Origin of the sequence: Mesorhizobium sp. AR02 (assembly GCF_024746835.1) — a bacterium.
Lineage (GTDB): Bacteria > Pseudomonadota > Alphaproteobacteria > Rhizobiales > Rhizobiaceae > Mesorhizobium.
This window is the reverse complement of the sequence record NZ_CP080531.1, coordinates 2132255-2153779: the sequence shown is the minus strand read 5'-3', so window position 1 is coordinate 2153779 and position 21525 is coordinate 2132255. Positions and strand designations below refer to the sequence as shown.

Annotated in this window: 18 protein-coding genes; 11 read left to right on the top strand and 7 right to left on the bottom strand. The window is 63.6% G+C overall.

Annotated elements, in window-relative coordinates; translation table 11 throughout:
• The first annotated feature begins 92 nt into the window (after positions 1-92).
• Positions 93-563, top strand: a complete 471-nt coding sequence (locus tag DBIPINDM_RS14405) for a MarR family winged helix-turn-helix transcriptional regulator (RefSeq protein WP_258587878.1) — start codon at positions 93-95, stop codon at positions 561-563.
• Positions 564-572: 9 nt separating this feature from the next.
• On the opposite strand, the gene DBIPINDM_RS14400 is transcribed toward DBIPINDM_RS14405, so the two are convergent.
• Positions 573-1445 carry an AraC family transcriptional regulator gene (locus tag DBIPINDM_RS14400; RefSeq protein ID WP_258587877.1) on the bottom strand — a complete coding sequence of 291 codons (873 nt, stop codon included), beginning with the start codon at positions 1443-1445 and terminating at the stop codon, positions 573-575.
• A gap of 52 nt (positions 1446-1497) precedes the next feature.
• Here DBIPINDM_RS14400 and DBIPINDM_RS14395 point away from each other — a divergent pair, with 52 nt between their 5' ends.
• Positions 1498-1905, top strand: a complete 408-nt coding sequence (locus DBIPINDM_RS14395) for a DUF2000 family protein (RefSeq protein WP_258589269.1) — start codon at positions 1498-1500, stop codon at positions 1903-1905.
• 6 nt (positions 1906-1911) lie between these two features.
• On the opposite strand, the gene DBIPINDM_RS14390 is transcribed toward DBIPINDM_RS14395, so the two are convergent.
• Entirely contained in the window at positions 1912-3150 is a 1239-nt protein-coding gene (locus DBIPINDM_RS14390) for a multidrug effflux MFS transporter (protein WP_258587876.1), read from the bottom strand.
• A 481-nt stretch (positions 3151-3631) separates the two neighbouring features.
• Between DBIPINDM_RS14390 and DBIPINDM_RS14385 the strand changes: the two genes are divergently transcribed.
• The 4 genes from DBIPINDM_RS14385 to DBIPINDM_RS14370 all read left to right on the top strand — a co-directional run bounded on the left by DBIPINDM_RS14385 (position 3632) and on the right by DBIPINDM_RS14370 (position 7079).
• Positions 3632-4516 (top strand): DMT family transporter, encoded by an 885-nt coding sequence (locus DBIPINDM_RS14385; RefSeq protein ID WP_258587875.1) that lies wholly within the window; start codon positions 3632-3634, stop codon positions 4514-4516.
• A 78-nt stretch (positions 4517-4594) separates the two neighbouring features.
• Positions 4595-5617, top strand: a complete 1023-nt coding sequence (locus tag DBIPINDM_RS14380) for a LacI family DNA-binding transcriptional regulator (protein WP_202353617.1) — start codon at positions 4595-4597, stop codon at positions 5615-5617.
• Positions 5614-6597: a 2-hydroxyacid dehydrogenase gene (locus tag DBIPINDM_RS14375; protein ID WP_258587874.1), complete on the top strand. Its 984-nt coding sequence runs from the start codon at positions 5614-5616 to the stop codon at positions 6595-6597. The genes DBIPINDM_RS14380 and DBIPINDM_RS14375 overlap by 4 nt, the downstream gene beginning before the upstream one ends.
• Positions 6598-6680: 83 nt before the next feature.
• A complete protein-coding gene (locus tag DBIPINDM_RS14370; RefSeq protein ID WP_258587873.1) occupies positions 6681-7079 on the top strand; it encodes a hypothetical protein in 399 nt (132 codons plus the stop codon).
• Here the strand turns inward: DBIPINDM_RS14370 and DBIPINDM_RS14365 are convergent, their stop codons facing one another.
• Positions 7080-7853, bottom strand: coding sequence for a gamma-glutamyl-gamma-aminobutyrate hydrolase family protein (locus DBIPINDM_RS14365; RefSeq protein WP_258587872.1), 774 nt, complete (start codon positions 7851-7853; stop codon positions 7080-7082).
• 263 nt (positions 7854-8116) lie between these two features.
• On the opposite strand from DBIPINDM_RS14365, the gene DBIPINDM_RS14360 reads away from it, so the two are divergent.
• Entirely contained in the window at positions 8117-9226 is a 1110-nt protein-coding gene (locus tag DBIPINDM_RS14360) for a TRAP transporter substrate-binding protein (RefSeq protein WP_258587871.1), read from the top strand.
• Positions 9227-9533: 307 nt separating this feature from the next.
• Here the strand turns inward: DBIPINDM_RS14360 and DBIPINDM_RS14355 are convergent, their stop codons facing one another.
• The 4 genes from DBIPINDM_RS14355 to DBIPINDM_RS14340 all read right to left on the bottom strand — a co-directional run bounded on the left by DBIPINDM_RS14355 (position 9534) and on the right by DBIPINDM_RS14340 (position 14033).
• A complete protein-coding gene (locus DBIPINDM_RS14355; protein WP_258587870.1) occupies positions 9534-10562 on the bottom strand; it encodes a zinc-dependent alcohol dehydrogenase family protein in 1029 nt (342 codons plus the stop codon).
• 13 nt (positions 10563-10575) lie between these two features.
• Positions 10576-12360, bottom strand: coding sequence for a TRAP transporter large permease (locus DBIPINDM_RS14350; protein ID WP_258589268.1), 1785 nt, complete (start codon positions 12358-12360; stop codon positions 10576-10578).
• Positions 12360-12944, bottom strand: coding sequence for a TRAP transporter small permease subunit (locus tag DBIPINDM_RS14345; protein WP_258587869.1), 585 nt, complete (start codon positions 12942-12944; stop codon positions 12360-12362). The genes DBIPINDM_RS14350 and DBIPINDM_RS14345 overlap by 1 nt, the downstream gene beginning before the upstream one ends.
• A 183-nt stretch (positions 12945-13127) precedes the next feature.
• Positions 13128-14033 carry a branched-chain amino acid ABC transporter permease gene (locus DBIPINDM_RS14340; RefSeq protein WP_258589267.1) on the bottom strand — a complete coding sequence of 302 codons (906 nt, stop codon included), beginning with the start codon at positions 14031-14033 and terminating at the stop codon, positions 13128-13130.
• Between the two features lie 150 nt (positions 14034-14183).
• On the opposite strand from DBIPINDM_RS14340, the gene DBIPINDM_RS14335 reads away from it, so the two are divergent.
• The 4 genes from DBIPINDM_RS14335 to DBIPINDM_RS14320 all read left to right on the top strand — a co-directional run bounded on the left by DBIPINDM_RS14335 (position 14184) and on the right by DBIPINDM_RS14320 (position 21458).
• A complete protein-coding gene (locus tag DBIPINDM_RS14335) occupies positions 14184-14792 on the top strand; it encodes a CGNR zinc finger domain-containing protein (protein WP_258587868.1) in 609 nt (202 codons plus the stop codon).
• Positions 14785-15318 (top strand): hypothetical protein, encoded by a 534-nt coding sequence (locus DBIPINDM_RS14330; RefSeq protein WP_258587867.1) that lies wholly within the window; start codon positions 14785-14787, stop codon positions 15316-15318. Before DBIPINDM_RS14335 ends, DBIPINDM_RS14330 begins: the two co-directional genes overlap by 8 nt.
• A 208-nt stretch (positions 15319-15526) precedes the next feature.
• Complete coding sequence (locus DBIPINDM_RS14325; protein ID WP_258587866.1) at positions 15527-19006, top strand: indolepyruvate ferredoxin oxidoreductase family protein; 3480 nt, start codon at positions 15527-15529, stop codon at positions 19004-19006.
• Positions 19007-19142: 136 nt separating this feature from the next.
• Positions 19143-21458, top strand: a complete 2316-nt coding sequence (locus DBIPINDM_RS14320; protein WP_258587865.1) for a putative bifunctional diguanylate cyclase/phosphodiesterase — start codon at positions 19143-19145, stop codon at positions 21456-21458.
• Positions 21459-21525 lie beyond the last annotated feature (67 nt).

Below are 21525 nucleotides of genomic sequence, written 5' to 3'. Positions count from 1 at the left end.
TGTTTGGGCGCCGGAATCTTTTTGATCGTCGATTGCCAACCGGCCGGCTGCGTCTATGCTGCGCGCACCGGTATGGCCGAAGAGGGATGACCATGGCCAAGGCGGACAAGACTGCAACAATGAGCCGGCTGCATTCGGCGGCAAGGCTGGCAAGAACCGCGCTGGCGGCCCGGCTTCTGGCGCACGGCTTCTATGCCGGCCAGGACCAGATCATGCTGGCGCTCGACCGCGAGGACGGCCAGACGCCGGGCAACCTTGCCGGTCGCCTCGGCGTGCGCCCGCCGACCATCACCAAGACCATCAACCGGCTGCAGGCGCAGGGTTTTCTGGAAAAGCGCGCCTCCGAGGCCGATGCCCGCCAGGCGCACATCTTCCTCACCGAGACCGGCCGCGAAACCATTCGCGCCATCGAGAAGTCGGTGAAGAAGACCGAAAAGCAAGCGCTGAAGGGCCTCGACAAGAAGGACCAGAAGGCGCTGTTCAAGCTGCTCGCCCGCATCGAGGCCAACCTCTCCAACGAGGAACTGGTGTTGATGGATGACGACGCCGAGTCGGACGACTGATCGCAAGGATCAGGCCGCTGCCGGGGCCGAGTCCCTGATCAGCGACGACCAGCGTCCCGGCGTCATGCCGAACGCCTTCTTGAATTGCCTGTTGAAGTGGCTCTGGTCGGTGAAGCCGGCCTCGACCGCGATCTGCGCCAGCGGTTCGCCGGCGGTGATCATCCGCCGCGCACGCTGAAGCCGGCGCATCACCAGGAAACGATGCGGGCTGGTCGAGAAGGCGGCGCGGAAATGCCGCGATAGGGCATAGCGGTCAAGCCCGGTGATGGCTTCCAGCTCGCCGGAGCGCACGGTGCGCGTGGCGTTCTCCGTCAGATAGTCCCGTGCCAGTGCGGCCGCCCGCCACGCCGTCCTGGCCATCGGCTTTGCCGGCTGGCCGGCATGGCGCGCCAGGCTTCGCATCAGTTGCGTGAGAAAATCGTCGACGAACAACTCGTCGAGTTCCTGCTCCAACGGCCCCAGCGCTGAAAGCAGCGTGGCGCAGAAGGCGTCATCCCGCACCACGGCATCCCTGACAAAGGGCAGCGATGCGCCGCCAAGGCAGTCCAGCATCAGCGAGGGTTCGAGATAGAGCATCCTGTAGCGCAACCCGTCCTCGGTGCCGGCGCCGCCATCATGCAATTCGTCGGGATGCAGCACGATGATCTGGCCGGGCAGGCTTAGCCGCGTCGCGCCGCGATAGCGAAAGGTCTGCACACCCTGCAGCGTCACCCCGATCGCGTAGGTGTCATGGCGGTGCAGATCGAAGGCGCTGCCGTGGAAGCGCGCCTCGATTCGCTCCATGCCCGCAGGGGCCGGGGCGGAGATGATGCAGTTTTCAGCCGCGTCAGTGCACAAACGTCCAAGACCCTCGAAGGCCTGGCTGCCTAGATCGTGCGACATCGTCTCCTTCAGCCCCGACATCGGGGCACAACCTCGAATGGTCTATTTTCTCATGTTCGATACGAAATTTGCAATCGTGCTGCGGGAAGATCTGCCCGTCTGGCAGAAGCTCAACGTCACCGCCTTCCTGACCAGCGGCATCGTCGCGCAGTTCCCCGACATCATCGGCGAGCCCTATCGCGACCGATCAGGCAATCTCTACAACCCGCTGTCGATCCAGCCGGTCATCGTGCTCTCGGCCGATCAGGCGACGCTGAGCGCGATCCACCGGCGCGCGCTGGAGCGCGGCGTGACGACCTCGCTCTATGTCGAGGAGATGTTTTCCACCGGCTTCGACGCCGCCAATCGCGCCGTCTTTGCCAAGTTCGCGCCAGATGACGCCAAGGTGGTCGGCATCGCGCTGCGTGCCGAGAAGAAACTCGTGGACAAGATCACCAAGGGCGCCCGCATGCACGCATAGGGATACTCAATCGGTTGGCGGCCGCCGGTCGAGAAGGGCGGCATACAGCGCCGCCAACAATGCGAGTGCCGCCGATATCAGCATCATCACGAACAGCGCAGGGATCGAATCTGCCAGGAACAGGCCGGCGATGGAGGCTATGAGTGCCCCGCCACCGATCCGCATTGCGGCGGTCAGTCCTGCGGCGGTGCCAACCAAATCCGGTCGTACCGACAAGGCGCCGCTGTTGGCGGCAGGCATGGTCAATCCATTACCGATGCCGATGAACACGCAAGGTGCAAAGAAGACCAGGACGTGAGTGATGCCAAAACTTGACAGGACCAGACCGACCAACAGGCCGGCGCAGGTCAGGAGGCGCGCAAAAACAAGTATGGCGCTCAGTGAGGTCTTCGAGGCGTAACGCCCGGCCAGATAGCTGCCGAGAATGAAGCCGGTAGGGACCAATCCCATGTAGAAGCCGAGTTTTGCGCTTGATCCACCGAGCGCGTCACCGACGACCAATGGGGCTCCGCCCAGAAAGACATAAAGCACCCCCATCGAGGCGGCCATGCACAGTGTGTAGGTCCAAAACCGCGTCGAGGTCAGGAGCAGCCTGTAGGAGGCAAGGTAGTTCCTGTGCGCTCTCGACAATGGGGTTCTTCTGATCTCGCGCACGGATAGGGCGTAGGCGACCATACCGAGGATCGCGAAGACAACGAAGCTTGACCGCCATCCGAACAGTTCGTCCAGTGACCCGCCAAACAGAGGACCGACCATGGGCGCGAGCGCCCACCCCATGGCGAGATAACCAAATTTGCTGGCGGTTTCGCGCTCGTCCGATGTCTCCTTGATGATGACCAGAGCGACGGAATAGCAGGGGCCGATGCACGCCTGCATCGCGCGAAACAGAAGAAAAATGCCGATATTGGGAGCCAGAGCGCAGCCAATGGACGCGATGACGAAGATCGAGAGAGATATCAAGACGACCGGCCTGCGCCCAAATCGGTCCGATATTGCGCCTCCAATGGCCTCGATGACGGCGGTGATGATCGCAAAGCCGGCAACCGACAGATTGACCAATGCGAAATCAGCTTGGAACGTTGCGGCAATGTTCGGCAGCGACGGCAAAATCATGTTGACCGGCAACACGGCAAGAGCCGAAAGCAGGATAAGGGTAATCAGTCGGGGTGGAGCAGCGGGTTCGGAGACCATCGTTCTCCCTGATATGTCTGTGCCCGGACTCCGAATGGGGGTATCGCTCGTCATGATCTCGCTCGCCTTGTCGGTGGGATTGAAGTCTGACGAGGCGGCCCAAATTCCGGGCATAAAAAAAGGCCCCGTCAGGAGCCTGCTTACCGCGCATGGGTGCTTTCACCGGATGGTTACACCATCCTGCCCATGCGCTCCCTTACGACGATCAAAGCCATTGCGATCATGGCGTCAGAGCTAGGCGGAAAGCCGCATGTCGTCAAGGCAGCATGCTTTCAACGTCGATCGACAACAGCGACCATGCCTGTAGCCTGTCCTCACGCTTGACCCGAGCGGGGGCACTGGTTTGGGCCATCACATGCGAGACGAGGGCTGGCTAAGCCTGCCGACGCGTCTTGTTGTGCCAGACGCTTTTGGCTTGCCGGCAAGCGACAATTCCCGCAAAGGTGGGCCTCAGCCCAGCTTTTCCCCCGGCCTGCAAGTGAATGCTTCCCAAAAATATCTAGAAAGCGCGACGCCGCCGGTGGCGATCCTGTGCATGCTGACCACCTATGTCTTCTTCACCTTCCTCGACACCTCAAGCAAATATCTCGTCCTGGCCGGCGTTTCCGCGCTGATCGTCGCCTGGGTGCGCTTTGCCGTGCATGTCGTGCTGGTCGGCACGTTGCTGCGCGGCTGGCGCCAACCGGTGCGGTTTCGCCCGGTCAACCTGCCGGCGCATGTGCTGCGCGGTGTGTTCCTGTTCGGCTCGACCATGGGCAACGTCCTGGCCCTGCGCTCCCTGCAACTGGCCGAGACCACCTCGATCTATTTCTTCGGGCCGATGGTGATTACGGCACTTGCCGGCCCGCTGCTCGGTGAGTGGGCCGGCTGGCGGCGCTGGCTGGCCATCCTGGCCGCCTTCATCGGGGTTCTGATCATCACAAGGCCAGGCGTCGGCGTTTTCGGCATCGGACATCTCTTCGCGCTCGGCTCGATGCTGTCGAACTGCTTCTACGTCATCATGACGCGCCGCATGGCGGCGACCGAGACGTCGGAAAGCCTGATCCTGTTCTCGGCGCTGGCGCCGGTGGTGCTGCTTTTGCCCATGCTGCCGTTCTCCTTCTCGCTGCCGCATGATGGCTGGCACTGGTTCGTGCTGCTCATGCTTGGCGTGTTTGGCGGTGTCGGGCACTGGCTGCTGGTGCAGGCCTATCGGCTGGCGACGACCACGGCGTTGGCGCCCTATCCCTACTCGCAGATGGTGTGGATGATCATTTCCGGCTGGATCGTCTTCAAGCAGTTTCCCGACCGCTGGACGCTGGTCGGCGCCGCCATCATCGTTGCTAGCGGTCTCTACATCGTCCACCGCGAGCACCGGCTTCGACTGCAGAGCCGCGCGGCCTCCGATGTCGAGGCGGAGGCGCTGGCAAAAAAACTTTGATTTGCCCCCGATCGGTGGCATAACGCCGCCTTTAAACAGTTTAGGTCTGAATTCAGGTCGTTCGGGGAGCGCAAAGCGCTGGCACAAAAAATCAAGCTTTCGACGATCGCCGATGCACTCGGCGTGTCCACGGCCACCGTGTCGCTGGCGCTGCGCGACAGCCCGCTGGTTGCGGGCTCGACGCGCGACCGCATCAAGGAGCATGCGCGCGCCATCGGCTATATCTACAATCGCCGCGCCGCCAGCCTGCGCACTTCGCGTTCGGGCATTGTCGGCGTCGTCGTGCACGACATCATGAACCCGTTCTTCGCCGAGATCCTGCGTTCGATCGAGAGCGAGCTCGACCGCAGCCGGCAGACCTTCATCCTGTCCAACCACTACGACCAGCTCGAAAAGCAGCGCACCTTCATCGATACGCTGCTGCAGCTCGGTGCCGACGGCGTCATCATGTCGCCGGCCATCGGCACCCCGGCTTCCGACATCCTGATGGCCGAAGAGAACGGCCTGCCGGCGGTGCTGATCGCCCGCACCGTCGAGGGCGCCGACGTGCCGGTGTTTCGCGGCGACGACTCCTACGGAACAGGCCTCGCCACCAACCATCTGATCTCGCTCGGCCACAAGCGCATCGCCATGATCGGCGGCACCGACCAGACCTCGACCGGCCGCGACCGCTACCAGGGCTATGTCAACGCCATGGAAGCTGCCGGGCTGGAAGTCAGGCCCTCCTGGCGCATCGCCGGCCCGCGCACCAAGCAGGCCGGCTTCGAGGCGGCCGGGCAATTCCTGGCGCTGAAGGACAGGCCGACCGCCGCCTGCTGCTGGAACGACCTCGTCGCCATCGGCCTGATGAACGGCATTGCCCGTGCCGGCCTGGTGCCCGGCATCGACATCTCCGTCACCGGCTATGACGATCTCGAGGAGGCGGCGATCGCCACGCCGGCGCTGACCACCGTCTGGAACGGTCAGCGCGAGGTCGGCCGCCGCGCCGCCAGCGCGCTGCTCGACAAGCTCAACGGCCAGACGGTGCGGCCCTCGCAGGAATTGATCAAGCCGGAACTGCATGTGCGCCAGTCGACCGGCAAGCCGGTGGAGCGGGCATGACCAAGGCCGAACAGCTGCAAGCCGTCGCCATTCTGGTGCCTGCGGACTTCAGCGACCATGCCGTCAGGCGTATCGACCGTACCTTCAACCAGGTCAGGATCGAACGCGCCGATCCGGTGCTGGTCACCGACGAGATGCGCCGCAGCGTGCGCGGCATTGCCTCCTTTGCCGGCATCAGCGCCGCGCTGATGGATGCCTTGCCCAATCTCGAACTCATCGCCTCCTTCGGCGTCGGCTATGACTCGGTCGATGTCGGCCATGCGGCGGCGAAAAACATCATGGTCACCAACACGCCCGACGTGCTGACCGAGGAGGTCGCCGACACCGCGATCGGGCTGCTGATCAACACGATCCGTGACCTGCCGCGCGCGGAAAACTGGCTGCGCGACGGCAGCTGGGTGCGCAACGGCAATTATCCGCTGAGCCGGCTGACCTTGCGCGCCCGCCGCGTCGGAATTTTCGGCATGGGCCGCATCGGGCAAGCCATTGCCCGCCGGCTTGAGGCGTTCGGCCTGCCGGTCGCCTATCACAACCGGCGCCGTGTCGAAGGCCTTTCCTACCAGTATCACTCGACGCTGAAGGGCCTTGCCGAAGCGGTCGATACGTTGATTTCGGTGGCGCCTGGCGGCGCTTCGACGCAGAAGGCGGTCAATGCCGAGATCCTGTCGGCGCTCGGCGCCAACGGCGTCTTCGTCAATATCGGCCGCGGCAGCACGGTCGACGAGGCAGCACTTGCGGCAGCGCTTGCCGACGGCACTATCGCCGCCGCCGGGCTCGATGTCTTCGCCGACGAACCGAACGTGCCCAAGGCGCTGCTCGATGCGCCCAACACGTCGCTGTTGCCGCATGTTGGCTCGGCATCGGAGCACACACGCCGCGCCATGGCCGATCTGTGCGTCGACAATCTGGTGTCATGGTTCACAGACCGCCGGCCGCTGACACCGGTGCCAGAGACGGCGCATGTGAGGGCTCGCGGCTGATAGCAGGCTTGCCACATTTATTAACGTCAGCTTAACCCTTTGAAATCATTCTTCATCCTGTCCGCGTGCATGGATGAAGAATGATGAAAACGCTTTCCGCATTGATCGCAGCCGCCGCCCTGTTTGGCGGCGTTCAACTGTTTCATGACGGCAATGGGGAAAGCGTCGCCGACGAGGCCACTGCGTCCAACACCTACAGGCTGGTCGCCAATGGCGATGAGGCGGCCTGCGCGGTGAGCCGCGGGGCCGAAATTTCGGATGGCTTGTCCCTGCTTACTGTTGCCCCGGCATGCCGCCGTCTGCTGCCCGGCATAGAACGGGCAAAGTTTTGGCACGAACAGAATGACGGCACGGTCGCCTTCAGCGCCAACGGCATCGATCCGATCGTCACCTTCGCCGTGGCTGATGGCGACGGTTACGAATCCTACGCTCCGGCCACGCCCTTGCTTTCGCTGGCGGGCGACCGGAAGACTGACGACTGATTATTCCGCGGCAGCCCGCGAGCCAGCCTTTGCCGCCGCATGTAGGCGCACGGCATCGCCGAAGGCGCGGAAAATCTTAGCCGAGTTGCTGTCCGAGTTGACCCAGTACTCCGGATGCCACTGGACGCCGACGGCGAAGGCGCGAGCGCCCTTGACCGAAACCGCTTCGACCGTGCCGTCAGTGGCGACTGCCTCGATCTCGAGCTTCGACCCCAGCCGGTCGATCGCCTGGCGATGCAGCGAATTGACCTTGATGTCGCCGGCACCGAACACGCCGGCCAGGCAGCTGCCTGGTTTGATCGAAATGGTCTGGTGGATGGCGAAGCGCTCGTCCTGTTTGTCGCTCACCGGCGCGCGGTGGTCGAGCGAACCCTCGCGCTCCTGGATCTCGGTGCCCAGCGTGCCGCCGAGTGCGACGTTCAGCTCCTGGATACCGCGGCAAATGGCGAGCAGCGGCACGCCGCGCTCGATCGCCCGGCGGATCAGCGGCAGCGTGGTGGCGTCACGCGCCGGGTCGTAGGGACCGTTGGCTTCGCTGGCATCGCCGCCGTAGAGCGAGGGGTGCACGTTGGATTTCGACCCGGTGACCATGACACCGTCGACAGAAGACAAAAGTTCGTCGAAGTCGAGCCTGTCGCCGAACGATGGCACCAGCAGCGGGAACACGCCCGCACCGGTGATCGCTGCTTCCAGATATTGCTGTGGGGCGGCATGCCAGGTGTAGTTGTCGAACTGACGGACGTCGGTCGATATGGCGACGAGCGGCTGATGCATTTTGGGTCTGTTTTCCATCTGGCAAGGGATGTCCTGCCTTCAAAATAGGCGATCCCTAGGCATTTTTCCATGCCAAGTTTCAACGTGTCGCATGGGCCACGAAATCCCCCGTTAGACTATAGTTGCAGGGTCGCATGGCTTGGTTACCAAATCCGGCCGCCGTGCTGGACTAGACTTCTTGCCCGTGTATTGTTTCGGCCAACCGATGCGGGAGCCGAGGATTTCCCGAAAATCGGTCTGTTGATCCAAAAGGGAGGAACTGCATGGATCGTCGTTCATTCATTCGCAAGGCCGGCGTCACCGGCGTCGGCGCTGCCGCCGCGGCGGCAACGCTCGCCGCTCCGGCAATCGCCCAGTCCAATCCCAAGGTGACATGGCGGCTGGCATCGTCCTTTCCGAAGTCGCTCGACACCATCTATGGCGGCGCCGAGGTGTTCTCCAAGATGCTGTCGGAAGCCACCGACGGCAATTTCCAGATCCAGGTCTTTGCCGCCGGCGAACTCGTGCCCGGCCTGCAGGCCGCGGACGCCACCACGGCCGGCACGGTCGAGGCCTGCCACACGGTGGCATATTATTATTGGGGCAAGGACCCGACATGGGCGCTCGGTGCGGCGGTTCCCTTTTCGCTCAACGCGCGCGGCATGAATGCCTGGCACTACCATGGCGGCGGCATCGACCTGTTCAACGAGTTCCTCGCTACCCAGGGTCTTTTCGGCCTGCCCGGCGGCAACACCGGCGTGCAGATGGGTGGCTGGTTCCGCAAGGAGATCAACACCGTGGCCGACCTCTCCGGCCTCAAGATGCGCATCGGCGGCTTTGCCGGCAAGGTGGTGCAGAAGCTCGGCGTCGTGCCGCAGCAGATCGCCGGCGGCGACATCTATCCGGCGCTGGAAAAAGGCACCATCGACGCCGCCGAATGGGTCGGCCCCTATGACGACGAGAAGCTCGGCTTCTACAAGGTCGCGCCCTATTACTACTATCCCGGTTGGTGGGAAGGTGGCCCGACCGTCCACCTGATGTTCAACAAGGCGAAATATGAAGAGCTTTCGCCGGCTTACAAATCGCTGCTGCGCACCGCCGCGCAAGCCACCGACGCCGACATGCTGCAGAAATACGATTATGTGAACCCCGCGGCGGTGAAGCGGCTGGTGGCCGGCGGCGCGAAACTGCGTCCGTTCAGCCAGGACATCATGGCCGCCTGCTTCGAAAAGGCCAACGAGGTCTATGCCGAAATGGAGGCCTCGAACGCGCCGTTCAAGAAGATCTGGGAATCGATCAAGGGCTTCCGCAAGGAGCACTATCTCTGGGCGCAGGTGGCCGAGTACAATTACGATACCTTCATGATGGTCCAGCAGCGCAACGGCAAGCTGTAGATCGCTTCGACAGCGATTGTTCAAGACCCCTGAGGGTGTTTGCCTCGGGGGTCTTTTTGTCAGGCGGCGATGATCAATTGTTGATGTCTGCGCCGCCCCTCATTGCCCTGCCGGGCATTTCTCCCCGTAAACGGGGAGAAAGAAGCTGGCCGCTACGCCGGCCTCCTTCCTGCAACGCCGGCGATTGGCGAAGCAGCGATGACAGCGTCCTTCTCCCCGTTCACGGGGAGAAGATGGCGGCAGCCAGATGAGGGGCAGCGCCAACGCCTGGACGAGAAGCGAACTGAATCGCCTGCCCGGGTAGAGCTCAGGCCCGGCCTGGCACCACCAGCACCTTGACCTCGCCAGGCGCCGGCGGATTGGCGATCACATCAGCCGCATCTTCGAGCGGTACCTGCCTGGAGATCAGCCGGTCGATCTCGATCGCGCCCGACGCGATAAGCTCGGCGGCGCGGCGATGCGTGTAGGGATTGAGGAACGAGCCAACCACCTTCAATTCCCTAAACAGCAGGTCGAAGGGCTCGAATTCCGCCTTCATGCCTTGCGGCGTCACGCCGACGATGACGACCGTGCCGCCGGCCCTTGCCAGCCGCATCGACTGCTCGACGGTCTCGCGCACGCCGGCGCATTCGAACACCACGTCGGCGCCGCCCGGCATCAGCCCCGCCGGTCCGGCAATGGCATCGATGACATCGATGGCGGTCGGATCTACCGTCATTGTCGCGCCGAGCTCCTTCGCAAGGGCGCGCCGCGAAGCCTGCCTGGTCGACAGGATGATGGTGGTGGCACCGGCCAGCCGCGCCAGTTGTACGGTGAGCAGGCCGATCACGCCGCCGCCGAGCACGATCACCGAACTGCCCGGCCTGATCTCGGCAAGGTCGACGCCATGCAGGCAGCAGCCGAGCGGCTCGCAGAATGCGCCATGCGTCAGCGGCAGATCGGCGGGCAGGATGAAAGCCTGTTTCTGCGGCAGAACGACATACTCGGCAAAGCCGCCATCGCGGTGGATGCCGATGGCATTGAGATTGCGGCAGAGATTGACCCGGCCGGCATGGCAATGCGGACATCGCCCGCAGGCGATGTTGGGATCGCCGGTGACGCGGTCGCCGACGGCAAAGCCGGAGACGGCGTTGCCGACCGCCTCGATGATGCCCGAAAATTCATGTCCGGGCGTCACCGGCGGCCTGCAGGGGAATTCGCCATGGAAAAGATGCCGGTCGGTGCCACAGACGCCGCAGGCTTCGATGCGCACCAGAAGCTCGTCCGGGCCGGGGACAGGTTTGCCGACCTCGCGCAGCGCAATGCTGCCCACCGCCTCCAGCCGCGCTGCTTTCATGGCATTGTCCCCATCAGTTGAAGCTCGGCGGCTGCGAAAGGTCCGGCGTCGGTGTCGCCGGCTTGGCCGGCGGCGCATCGCCGAAACTCGGCGGTTGCGACAGGTCTGGTGTGCCGGGTGCGGCCAGTGCGCCATTGGCAGGAGCTGTGCCACCAGCCGGCGGGGCGCCGAGCGGTGACAGGCCGGGCACTTCCGGCACCTTGTAGTCGATCGTGCCCGGATCGACCGCCGTCCCTTTGTAGCGCATCACCATTTGCGGGAAGGCAATGGTCAGTCCGATCATCACCACCTGGATGCAGACGAACGGCACCGCGCCCCAATAGATCTGGCCGGTCGTCACCGGAGCGATCTGCTTGCCGGTAAGGCGGTCGAGATAGGGCACCCGCGCGGCGACCGAGCGCAGGTAAAACAGCGCGAAGCCGAAGGGCGGGTGCATGAAGCTGGTCTGCATGTTGACGCCGAGCAGCACGCCGAACCAGATCAGGTCGATGCCGAGCTTGTCGGCTGCCGGCGCCAGCAGCGGCACGATGATGAAGGCCAGCTCGAAAAAGTCGAGGAAGAAAGCCAGGAAGAAGACGAGGATGTTGACGCCGATCAGGAAACCGACTTCGCCCCCCGGCAGCGAGGTCAAAAGGTGTTCGACCCAGATGTGGCCGTTGACGCCGTAGAAGGTGAGCGAGAACACCCGCGCCCCGATCAGGATGAAGAGCACGAAGGACGATAGCCGCGTCGTCGAGGTCAATGCCTGCTTGATCACGTCCAGCGACAGCCGACCCTTTGCCGCCGCCATGATCAATGCGCCGACGGAGCCCATGGCGCCGCCCTCGGTCGGGGTGGCGATGCCGAGGAAGATGGTGCCCAGCACCAGGAAGATCAGCGCCAGCGGTGGGATCAGCACGATGACCACCTGCTGCGCCAGCCTGGACATCATGTTGAAGTTCAGGCGTTTGTCGGCAATCGCCACGATGTAGATGAAGAGCACCCCGACAGTGGCGCCGAGAATGTCGGCATTGTCGCCATGGGCTGGCGCGAGATAGCGATACGCCGCGTAGGAAACCGCTGCTGTGACCAGCAATGCCACCAGCAGCGACAGAACGCCGTGGCCGAGCGTGCGGGCCTCGAGCGGCAGAGCCGGCACCGATTTCGGCCGGACGATCGACATGATCAGGATGTAGAGCGCGTAGAGGCCGGTCAGCACCAGACCCGGGATCAGCGCGCCGGCATACATGTCGCCGACCGAGCGGCCGAGCTGGTCGGCAAGCACGATCAGCACCAGCGATGGCGGGATGATCTGGGCGAGCGTGCCGGATGCCGCGATGACACCGGCAGCCAGCCGGCGGTCGTAGCCGTAGCGCAACATGATCGGCAGCGAGATCAGACCCATGGCGATGACGGATGCCGCCACCACGCCGGTGGTCGCCGCCAGCAGCGCGCCGACGAAGATCACCGCGTAGGCGAGGCCGCCGCGAATCGGCCCGAACAGCTGGCCGATTGTGTCGAGCAGGTCCTCGGCCATGCCGGATCGTTCGAGCACGATGCCCATGAAGGTGAAGAACGGAATGGCCAGCAGCGTGTCGTTCGACATCACCCTGCTGCCGTAGAAATTATCCGGCAGTGCGTGCAGAAGCGGCCAGGCGAGGTTGATCGATCCACCAGAATAGGGCGAGAGGAGCACGCCGATGAAGAAGAACATCAAGCCGTTGGCGGCCAGCGAGAAGGCCACGGGATAGCCGATCAGCAGGAAGATGATCAGCGAGGCGAACATGATCGGCGCCATGTTCTGAGCGATGAACTCCATCATGAGCGCACCTCGTCAGCCAGTGCCTTGGCTTCGAGCTCGGCTTGCTCATGTGCCGATATGAACGGATTGGGGTCGTCCATGTCGCCACGCATGATGGCGATTTTCTTGATGATTTCGGAGATGCCTTGCAGTGCGAGCAGGAAAAAACCGACCAGCAGGATGGCCTTGGCCGGCCAGATGATCAGCCCGCCGGAATTGTTGGACATCTCGCCGCTGCGGAACGACAGCGACACGTAGGGAACGAAATAAATGACCATCAGCGTCACGAACGGCATCAGGAAGAGGAGATGGCCGAGAAGATCGATCCAGTGCTGCACGCGGCGGGAAAACATACCGTAGACGATGTCGATGCGGATGTGCTCGTTCTGCTTCAGCGTGTAGGCGGCGGCCAGCATGAAGGCGGCGCCGAACAGGTACCATTGCAGCTCCAGCCAGGCATTCGACGAAATGTCGAAGATCTTGCGGATGACGGCGTTGCCGGCACTCACCAGGATCGCCAGCAGGATCAGCCAGGATACCGATTTGCCAATGAATTCGTTGAGGCGGTCGATGCTCCGCGACAGAGCGAGCGGCCCTTCCATGCAGTCCTCCCTTGTACCGAAGGCGTGCCGGCTCCCCCTGCCGTCACACCGCGTGGCCCAACGGTATGCCGCGCGTGGCCGGACGGGTCAACACGGACGGAAGCGGCAAAACGGTATCGGATGAAGGGCGGGGCCGGACAATGGCGGTCTGCCCCGGCGGCATGCAACCAAAGTCTGAGGGATTCAGACGACCTTGCTGGTGTCGCGGCCGGCGCCGATCAGGATGAGCATGGCCACCAGGAACAGGTACATCCACGCATCGCGCCATTCGAGCGGGAAATAGCCGGCCCACAGTGATTCGGCCATGCCGAAGGCGGCGGCACCAAGGGCCGCCCGTGACGGCGACAGATAGCCGCCGACCGCCGTCACGAACAGGATCTTCAGGCCGTAGACGAGGCCGGAACCGAAGCTGACATTGCCGTAATAGAGGCTGGCCATGACACCGGCCAGCGCGGCGCAGAAGCCGCCGAGCAGCACGGCGTGCCGGAACACGCGGCGCACATCGACGCCGCACAGGGCGGCGGCGCGTGGGTCGTCGGAGACGGCACGCCAGCAGCGGCCGAAATTGGAGCGGGCAAACCCCCAGGTGGCGAGTGCGACTGCCGCCACCACCACCGCGCAATCGAGCACCTGGATCAGTGTCAGCGTCGCCTTGAAGCCGGCGCCCTCGGCGAAGACGATGGGCTGGGCAAGCATTGGCGGCAGCCACAGATCATGCGTATCGGCTGCGATGCGGCTTGATTCCGACAGGATGAGCAGGATGCCGAGCGTCGTCACCACGATGGCATTGGGCGTGCGGTCGGCCAACGGTTCGAAGACGCTGCGCGACAGGACATGGCTGATCAGCGCGGCATAGAGGAATGCCGTGACGACCCCGAACAGCACCGACGCCAACAGCGTCAGCCACAGCACCTGGTAGCCGAAGGCAACGCCCAGGATCATCACCTGGCCGCAGAAGGCGAACAGCGCGCCATAGGCGAGGTTGGTGCGGTGCAGGATGCCGTTGGTCAGCACGTAGCCGAAGGCGAGCAGCGCATAGAGCGCGCCCGAATGCAGTCCGTTCAGCACCTGCTGGAAGAAATAGAGCATGCTCAACAACACCAGAAGCATCTCGCCCAAGCGCGCAGAGGTTGGGAATGACGGAATGCTCAAGACAAAGGCGACGATACCGTGCGCACCGGAGGTTTGCATCGCTGAATCTAACTTGTCAAATGCGATTTATCGGTTAGATTTTGTGCCATGACTGTTGCCTGGACCCCACACCGCTTCACCGGCGGCCTGCTCGCGCTCGATACGGCGAACACCGTCGTGCTGCGCGGCGATCCCCAGCGCACGTTCGACCGCTTCGACGATCCGGCCGAGATCGCCCGCTTCGCCGATGCGGCCAGCGGCTTTCGCGCCGCCGAGCTCGGCGACAGGCGGCTTACGGTATCCTCGCCGTCGGCGATCGCGCCCGTCGTGCTGTCGATCCGTGAGACGACCGACCGGCTGTTTCGCGGCGCGGTGTCGAAGGGCGCGGTTTCCACTGTTGACCTGCCAGACTTCCTGCGCGCCTGTGCCGAGGGCCTGGCCGGCAGCCGGACCGAGGTCGGCGCGCCGGGAAGGCCGTTCGGCGATCCCCTGGCGCCGATCGCGTTCGAGGCGGCGCTGGCGGTTTCAGCCCTTTCGCTGTTGCGCGACGACACCGTTGCGCGGCTCAGGATCTGCCCCAACTGCACCTGGCTGTTCGTCGACAGAAGCCGCAATTCCAGCCGCCTTTGGTGCGACATGGCGGTGTGCGGCAATCGGCAGAAGGCAAGTCGTCACTATCGCCGCCGCAGGGCCGCCCATGAGGTCAAACATGCCTAGAGGATTTTCACGCGCGGTCGTTGCCGGCGCCATGTTGATTGCCGCCGCGACCCTCGGCGCCTGCCGCGATACCGGTGGCGAGGGCAAACTGTTCGAGGTTTCCGGCAAGATATTCGTCTTCAATTACCGTCTCGCCAGGGCGACCTATGTCGTGACGCTGCGGCCCTTGCAGCCGATGGGCGAGGGCCAGGTGGCGGTTGCCAACTTCCAGAATCCTGCTGGCGGCGCGCCGTTGGTGATCGAGCAGAAAGTCTGGCCGAAGCTCGACAAGGTGAGCCTGGAGAGCCCGGCGCTGACCTGCATCGTCAAGAACAAGCCCTATGCCATCGCCATCAGCATCAAGGGCCCCGACGGTGCGGTCCTGCAGAAGATCGACACCACGCTGATGTCGACGGAAGACCAGTCGATCTTGCCCGATCGGCCGTTGGTCATGGACCAGCTCTATACCGCCAACCCCGACCTCGCCGGCCATCCCGACGGCAAGCTGCCGGGTGAGCCGAAGCCGGACTGCTCGAAAGCCGGCTGAAGGCACCAGCTCTTGCTGGAATTTTCGTGCGCCGTCGCACGGTCGGCGAGCGGTTTCATGCGCGATCCAGCGCCCGCAGGACCGCTTGTTGCGCGTTGCCTGGTCCCTTCGATTTTGTTTGACCTGCCTTGCAAGGGGATAAAGGATGCGCCATCCGATCCCGACGTTGGCCGCCTCCCCCGCGCGGCCTTCGCAGAGGAAATGCCTGATGACGCTGCATGATGTCGCGCTCGACGACAAGTTCGATCTCGGGAAGGAGCGCATCTTCCTGTCCGGCGCGCAGGCGGTGATCCGCATGCTCCTGATGCAGCGCGAACGCGACCGCCGCGCGGGTCTGAACACGGCCGGTTTCGTCTCCGGCTATCGCGGCTCGCCGCTCGGCGGCCTCGATATGCAGTTGTGGAAGGCCAAGAAGCAGCTCGCCGGGGCCGATATCGTCTTCCAGCCTGGCCTCAACGAGGAGCTTGCCGCCACCGCCTGCTGGGGGTCGCAGCAGACGGAATTGCTGGGCGAGGGCACCCATGATGGTGTCTTTTCGGTCTGGTACGGCAAGGGTCCGGGCGTCGATCGTTCAGGCGACGTGTTCCGCCACGCCAATCTCGCCGGCTCGTCGAAGCATGGCGGTGTCCTTGCGCTCATGGGCGACGACCATATGGCCGAATCCTCGACCAATGCGCACGCCACCGAATTCCTCTTCGTCGACACCATGGTGCCGATTCTTAACCCGGCCGGCGTCCAGGAGATCATCGACTACGGCCTCTACGGCTTTGCCATGTCGCGTTTCGCCGGCACCTGGGCGGCGATCAAATGCGTCAAGGACAACATCGAATCGACGGCCTCGGTCGATGCCTCGCTCGAACGGCTCAACATCGTCGTGCCGGAGTTCGACATGCCGCCGGGCGGCCTCAACATCCGCCACGAAATCGACATGCTGGGCCAGGAGGAGCGACTGCACGAGTACAAGCGTGCCGCGGCCTCCGCCTTCATCCATGCCAACGGGCTGAACCACATCGTCTATTCCGGCGGCCGCAGCCCGAAGCTCGGCATCATCACCCTGGGCAAGAGCTATCTCGATGTCCGCCAGGCGCTGGAGGATATCGGCATCGACGAGGCGGCCGCCAACCGCATTGGCGTGCGGCTGTTCAAGGTCGGCTGCCCGTGGCCGCTCGACCTGCATCACATCGCCGACTTTGCCCGCGGCCTCGACACCATCGTCGTCGTCGAGGAAAAGCGCTCGCTGATCGAAGTGCAGCTGCGCGAAAGCCTCTATGGCACCGCCATGCAGCCGGTCATCGTCGGCAAGAAGAACGAGCGCGGCGACTGGCTGTTCCCGGCCAAGGGCGCGCTCGACCCCAACGAGATCGCCATTGCCCTTGGCGAGAGGATCGTCAAAACCATCGGCCCGTCGGAGGAGATTTCGGCGCGGGTGGGCAAGCTGCGCCAGTTCCAGGCGATGCTGGCCGATGCCACCGACATCGGTTCGCGCACGCCCTTCTTCTGTTCCGGCTGCCCGCACAATTCCTCGACCAAGGTACCGGATGGCTCGATCGCCGCCGCCGGCATCGGCTGCCATTTCATGGCGCTGTGGATGGACCGCAACACGCTGGGCTTCACCGCCATGGGCGGCGAGGGCGCGCAATGGGTCGGCCAGGCGCCGTTCTCGAAGCGTGGCCACATCTTCCAGAATCTCGGCGACGGCACCTACAACCATTCCGGCACGCTGGCGATCCGCTTCGCCCTGTCGACCGACGCCAACATCACTTACAAGATCCTCTACAACGATGCCGTGGCGATGACCGGCGGCCAGCCGCATGAGGGCGGCCTGACGGTGGACATGATCGCCAGGCAGGTGCGGGCCGAGGGCGTCGACCGCATCGCCATCGTCACCGACGAACCGGACAAATATGCCGGCAAAGCCGAATTCCCGGCCGGCGCCACCATCCATCACCGCGACGACCTCGATCTCGTCCAGCGCGAGCTGCGCGACGTCAAGGGCGTGTCGATCCTGATCTACGACCAGACCTGCGCCGCCGAAAAACGCCGGCGCCGCAAGCGCGGCACCTTTCCCGATCCCGACAAGCGCGTCTTCATCAACGAACTGGTTTGCGAAGGCTGCGGCGATTGCGGCGTGCAGTCGAACTGCGTCTCGATCCAGCCGGTCGAGACCGAATTCGGCCGCAAGCGCAGGATCGACCAGTCGAGCTGCAACAAGGATTTCTCCTGCGTCAACGGCTTCTGCCCGTCCTTCGTCACCGTGCACGGCGCCAAGATCCGCAAGGCGGAAGGCCTTGCCGGCAAGACCGATCCGCTCGACGGCGTGCCGACGCCTGCCGAATTCCCGCTGGGCGCTGAGGGTTGGGCGGCGATCATCGACGGTGTCGGCGGCACCGGCGTGGTCACCGTGGGTGCTGTGCTCGGCATGGCGGCCCATCTCGAGGACAAGGGCTGCGGCATGATCGACATGGCCGGCCTCGCCCAGAAGGGCGGCTCGGTGTTCACCCATGTCCGCATTGCCCGCACGCCGGACGACATCCACGCCATCCGTGTTTCGGCGGGGAAGGCCGATCTCGTGCTTGGCTGCGACCTCGTCGTCTCGGGTGCCAAGAAGGTGCTGACGGCGGTGCGCGAGGGCCATACGATTTTCCTCGCCAACACCGCCGAGATCATGCCCGGCGAGTTTGCCCGGTCAGCGGATTTCTCGTTGCCGATCGAACGCCTGAAGAAGGCGATCCGCACCGCCGCCGGCGACGACAAGGCGCATTTCTTCGACGCCACCCGCACCGCCACCGCGCTGTTCGGCAATTCGCTCGGCGCCAATATGTTCATGCTCGGCTTTGCCTTCCAGCATGGCGGCCTGCCGCTGTCGGCAGAAGCCGTTGAAAAGGCTATCGAATTGAACGGCGAAGCGGTGGCGATGAACATCGCCGCCTTCCGTTGGGGCCGCCGTGCGGCGCACCAGCCGGATTTCGTGCGCGGCCTCGTCGCCCAGCCGGGCAAGGCGGGACAAACCGCCCCGGTCGCGCAGACGCTGGATGAGATCATTGCCCGCCGTGTCGCCTTCCTGACCGCTTACCAGAACGCCGCCTACGGCAAGCGCTATGTCGACAGGCTGGCGCTGCTGCGCGCCGCGGAGGCCAAGGCCGTGCCCGGCTCGACCGCCGTGACCGAGGCGGCGGCCAGGAACCTGTTCAAGCTGATGGCGATCAAGGATGAATATGAGGTGGCGCGGCTCTATACCGACGGCTCCTTCGCCGCCGAGCTAGGCAAGCAGTTCCAGAGCTACGAGAAACTCGAATTCCATCTCGCACCGCCGATCATGGGACGTCGCGGCAATGACGGAAGCCCTCGGAAATCGAGCTTCGGGCCCTGGATGATGAAGGGTTTTCGCCTGCTGGCGGCGCTGAAGGGCCTGCGCGGCACCGCTTTCGACCTGTTTGGCTATGCCGCCGAACGACGCATGGAACGGCAGCTTTTGGCGCAATATGAGGCGGATCTTGAGCTCGTCGCCAAGTCGCTGGCACCGGGCAAGGCCGATGCGGCGGTCGCTCTCGTCTCGGTCCCCGCGCTCATCCGTGGTTATGGCCATGTCCGGCAGGCCAGTGCTGAAAAGGCCGCGGGCGAGCGCTCCCGGTTGCTCCAGCGCCTCGCAAACGCACCGGTAGGGCCCGCACTTCAAGCCGCCGAGTGAAGGCCTTGTTTACCTGAAGCTTGATTTCCCAGCCGGTCCTGCCTTTGCGCGCCTTCGGCAACCGAGCCGAAACCACTGTTCTAAGCCTTTCTTAAGGCGAATGTGGGATGACGAGGCCTAGCGTTGGGCCGACGACATGGGCAGAACAAAGACCGAAAACATCCCGGCGGATGTTTACATCCAGTTTGTGCGGTCGTTGTTCGACAACGCCCACATGCTGGTGATTGGCGGCGTCTGCTACTGGATCCTCGGATTCATGATCTACTTCCGCACGCACAATCCATTGTTCCTGGCTTTCTCTTTTACTCTGCTGTCCATCAGCCTTTTCCGCTACTTCGGCATTCGTGACTTCCGAAAAGCGGGCGGTGTAATAGCCAATGTCCAAGAGGCGCAGCGGTGGGAGCGCAACTACATCCTCAAGGGCAGCCTGCAAGGCCTCGGGTTGGGCGCGCTGTGCTTCATATCGATCTATGTTTATCCCGACCCCTTTGCTGAACTGGCCGCGACGTCGCTGGCCATCGCAACCTTGGTGACGGTTGTTGGCCGGAACTACGGGTCTCCGCTCATGGTGCGGATTTTTTCCGTGACCTTCATTGGTCCGGCAGCACTTGCACTCTTGCTGCGCATGGATGTCCCTTCGGTCGTCCTGGGCTTGATGATCATCCCGCTGACGTTCATCACGATCAACAGTGCCGACCACGTCCGCGACGTGCTTTTCTCGGCGGTCATCGGCCACAAGGAAGCGAGGAAGCTGGCGCACAGGTTCGATCGCGCCCTCAACACCATGTCGCACGGCCTTGTCATGCTCGGCCCCAACGGCCGCGTGGCGGTCGCCAATGCCGAAGCCGCCCATCTGATGTCGCTCAAGTCCGGGGATGCGCTGCTCGGGCGGTCGATCCACGGTCTTTTGATGCGCGGTGTCGCTGGCGGCATGCTGGCGCCGAAGGATTGCCGCTATATCGAGGCCCAGCTGACACGCGCCCTGCGCGAGGGCCGCGACCGCAAGGTGCTCGTTTCGCTCGCCAACGGCCAGCACTATGAATTTTCGGCGCGTGAGGGCAGCCAGGAGCTGGGGGTCATCACCTTCGAGGACGTGACCGCCCGCGTCGAGGCGGAAGACAAGATCCGCTTCATGGCACGCTACGACAATCTCACCGGCCTGCCCAATCGCGCCTATTTCCATGAACTCGTCGGTGAGGCGATGGCGTCCGGAGACCGCGACCGTCTCTGCGGTTTGGCCGTGCTCGACCTCGATGATTTCAAGAGCGTCAACGACACGCTCGGGCATCCGATCGGCGACGGGTTGATCTACGCGGTTGCCGAGCGGCTCGCTGCCGTTGCGGGGCAAGGCATCACCGTCAGCCGTTTCGGTGGCGACGAATTCATGGTCTTCTTCGACCGCATCGAGGATGAAAGCCACCTGACCACGCAGATCGACGAGATCTTTGCGGCATTGCAGGGCGAGGTGGACGTCGCCGGCCATGGGCTGCGCATCCAGGCCAGCGGCGGCGCGGTATTGGCACGGGTCAGGGACAGCGATGTCGACGCCATGATCGTCAAGGCGGATCTGGCGCTTTACAAAGCCAAGGAGCTTGGCAAGAACGGCTGGCGGCTGTTCGAGGCGGCAATGGACGCGGCGTTCCGCAACCGCCAGTTGATGAAGGCGGATCTGCGCAGCGCGGTGGAAAGCAAGAGCCTGCGGGTGGTCTATCAGCCCATCGTGGCGATGAGCACCATGCGCATAGCCAGTTGCGAGGCGCTGTGCCGTTGGGATCATCCCGATCTCGGACCGATTTCGCCCGGCATCTTCATTCCGCTCGCCGAGGAAATGGGCATCATTTCCGAGATCAGCACCTTCGTGTTGCAGGCAGCCTGCACCGAATGCGCCAAATGGCCGGATCAGACCAGTGTCTCGGTCAACCTCTCAGCCAAGGATTTCCGCAACCGCGACGTCATCCAGAAGGTTCGCGATGCACTGGCCAGTTCCGGTCTCGCCGCCGGCCGGCTGGAGATCGAGGTCACTGAAACCGCGCTGCTCGACGACAAGTCGCTGACGCGGCAGTACATCGAGGAGTTGAAGCAGATTGGCGTTCGCATCGCGCTTGACGATTTCGGCACCGGTTATTCGAGCCTGAGCTACCTGCACAAGCTGCCGCTCGACAAGATCAAGATCGACCGCTCGTTCCTGATAGATGTCACCCAGAACCCGCGTTCGTTGGAACTGCTCAAGGGCATCGTCAACCTGTCGCGGCCACTGGGACTTTCCGTGACCGTCGAAGGCGTCGAGACCTTTGAGCAGCTCAAGATCCTGGCCCTGCAGGTCAAACCCGATCTCGTGCAAGGCTTCCTGTTCGGTGCCGCGCTCAGTGCGTCGGGTATCGAGACGATGTCGAATGTCACCTGGCCATTCGCCGCTGACCTGCGTCCCACCGGCAAACGGACAGCCATTTAGCGCCGTGACTTCGAAGCTCGCTTGATTCCTGGCGTCTGTTCGAATGGATTCGACGCTGACGCGGGCG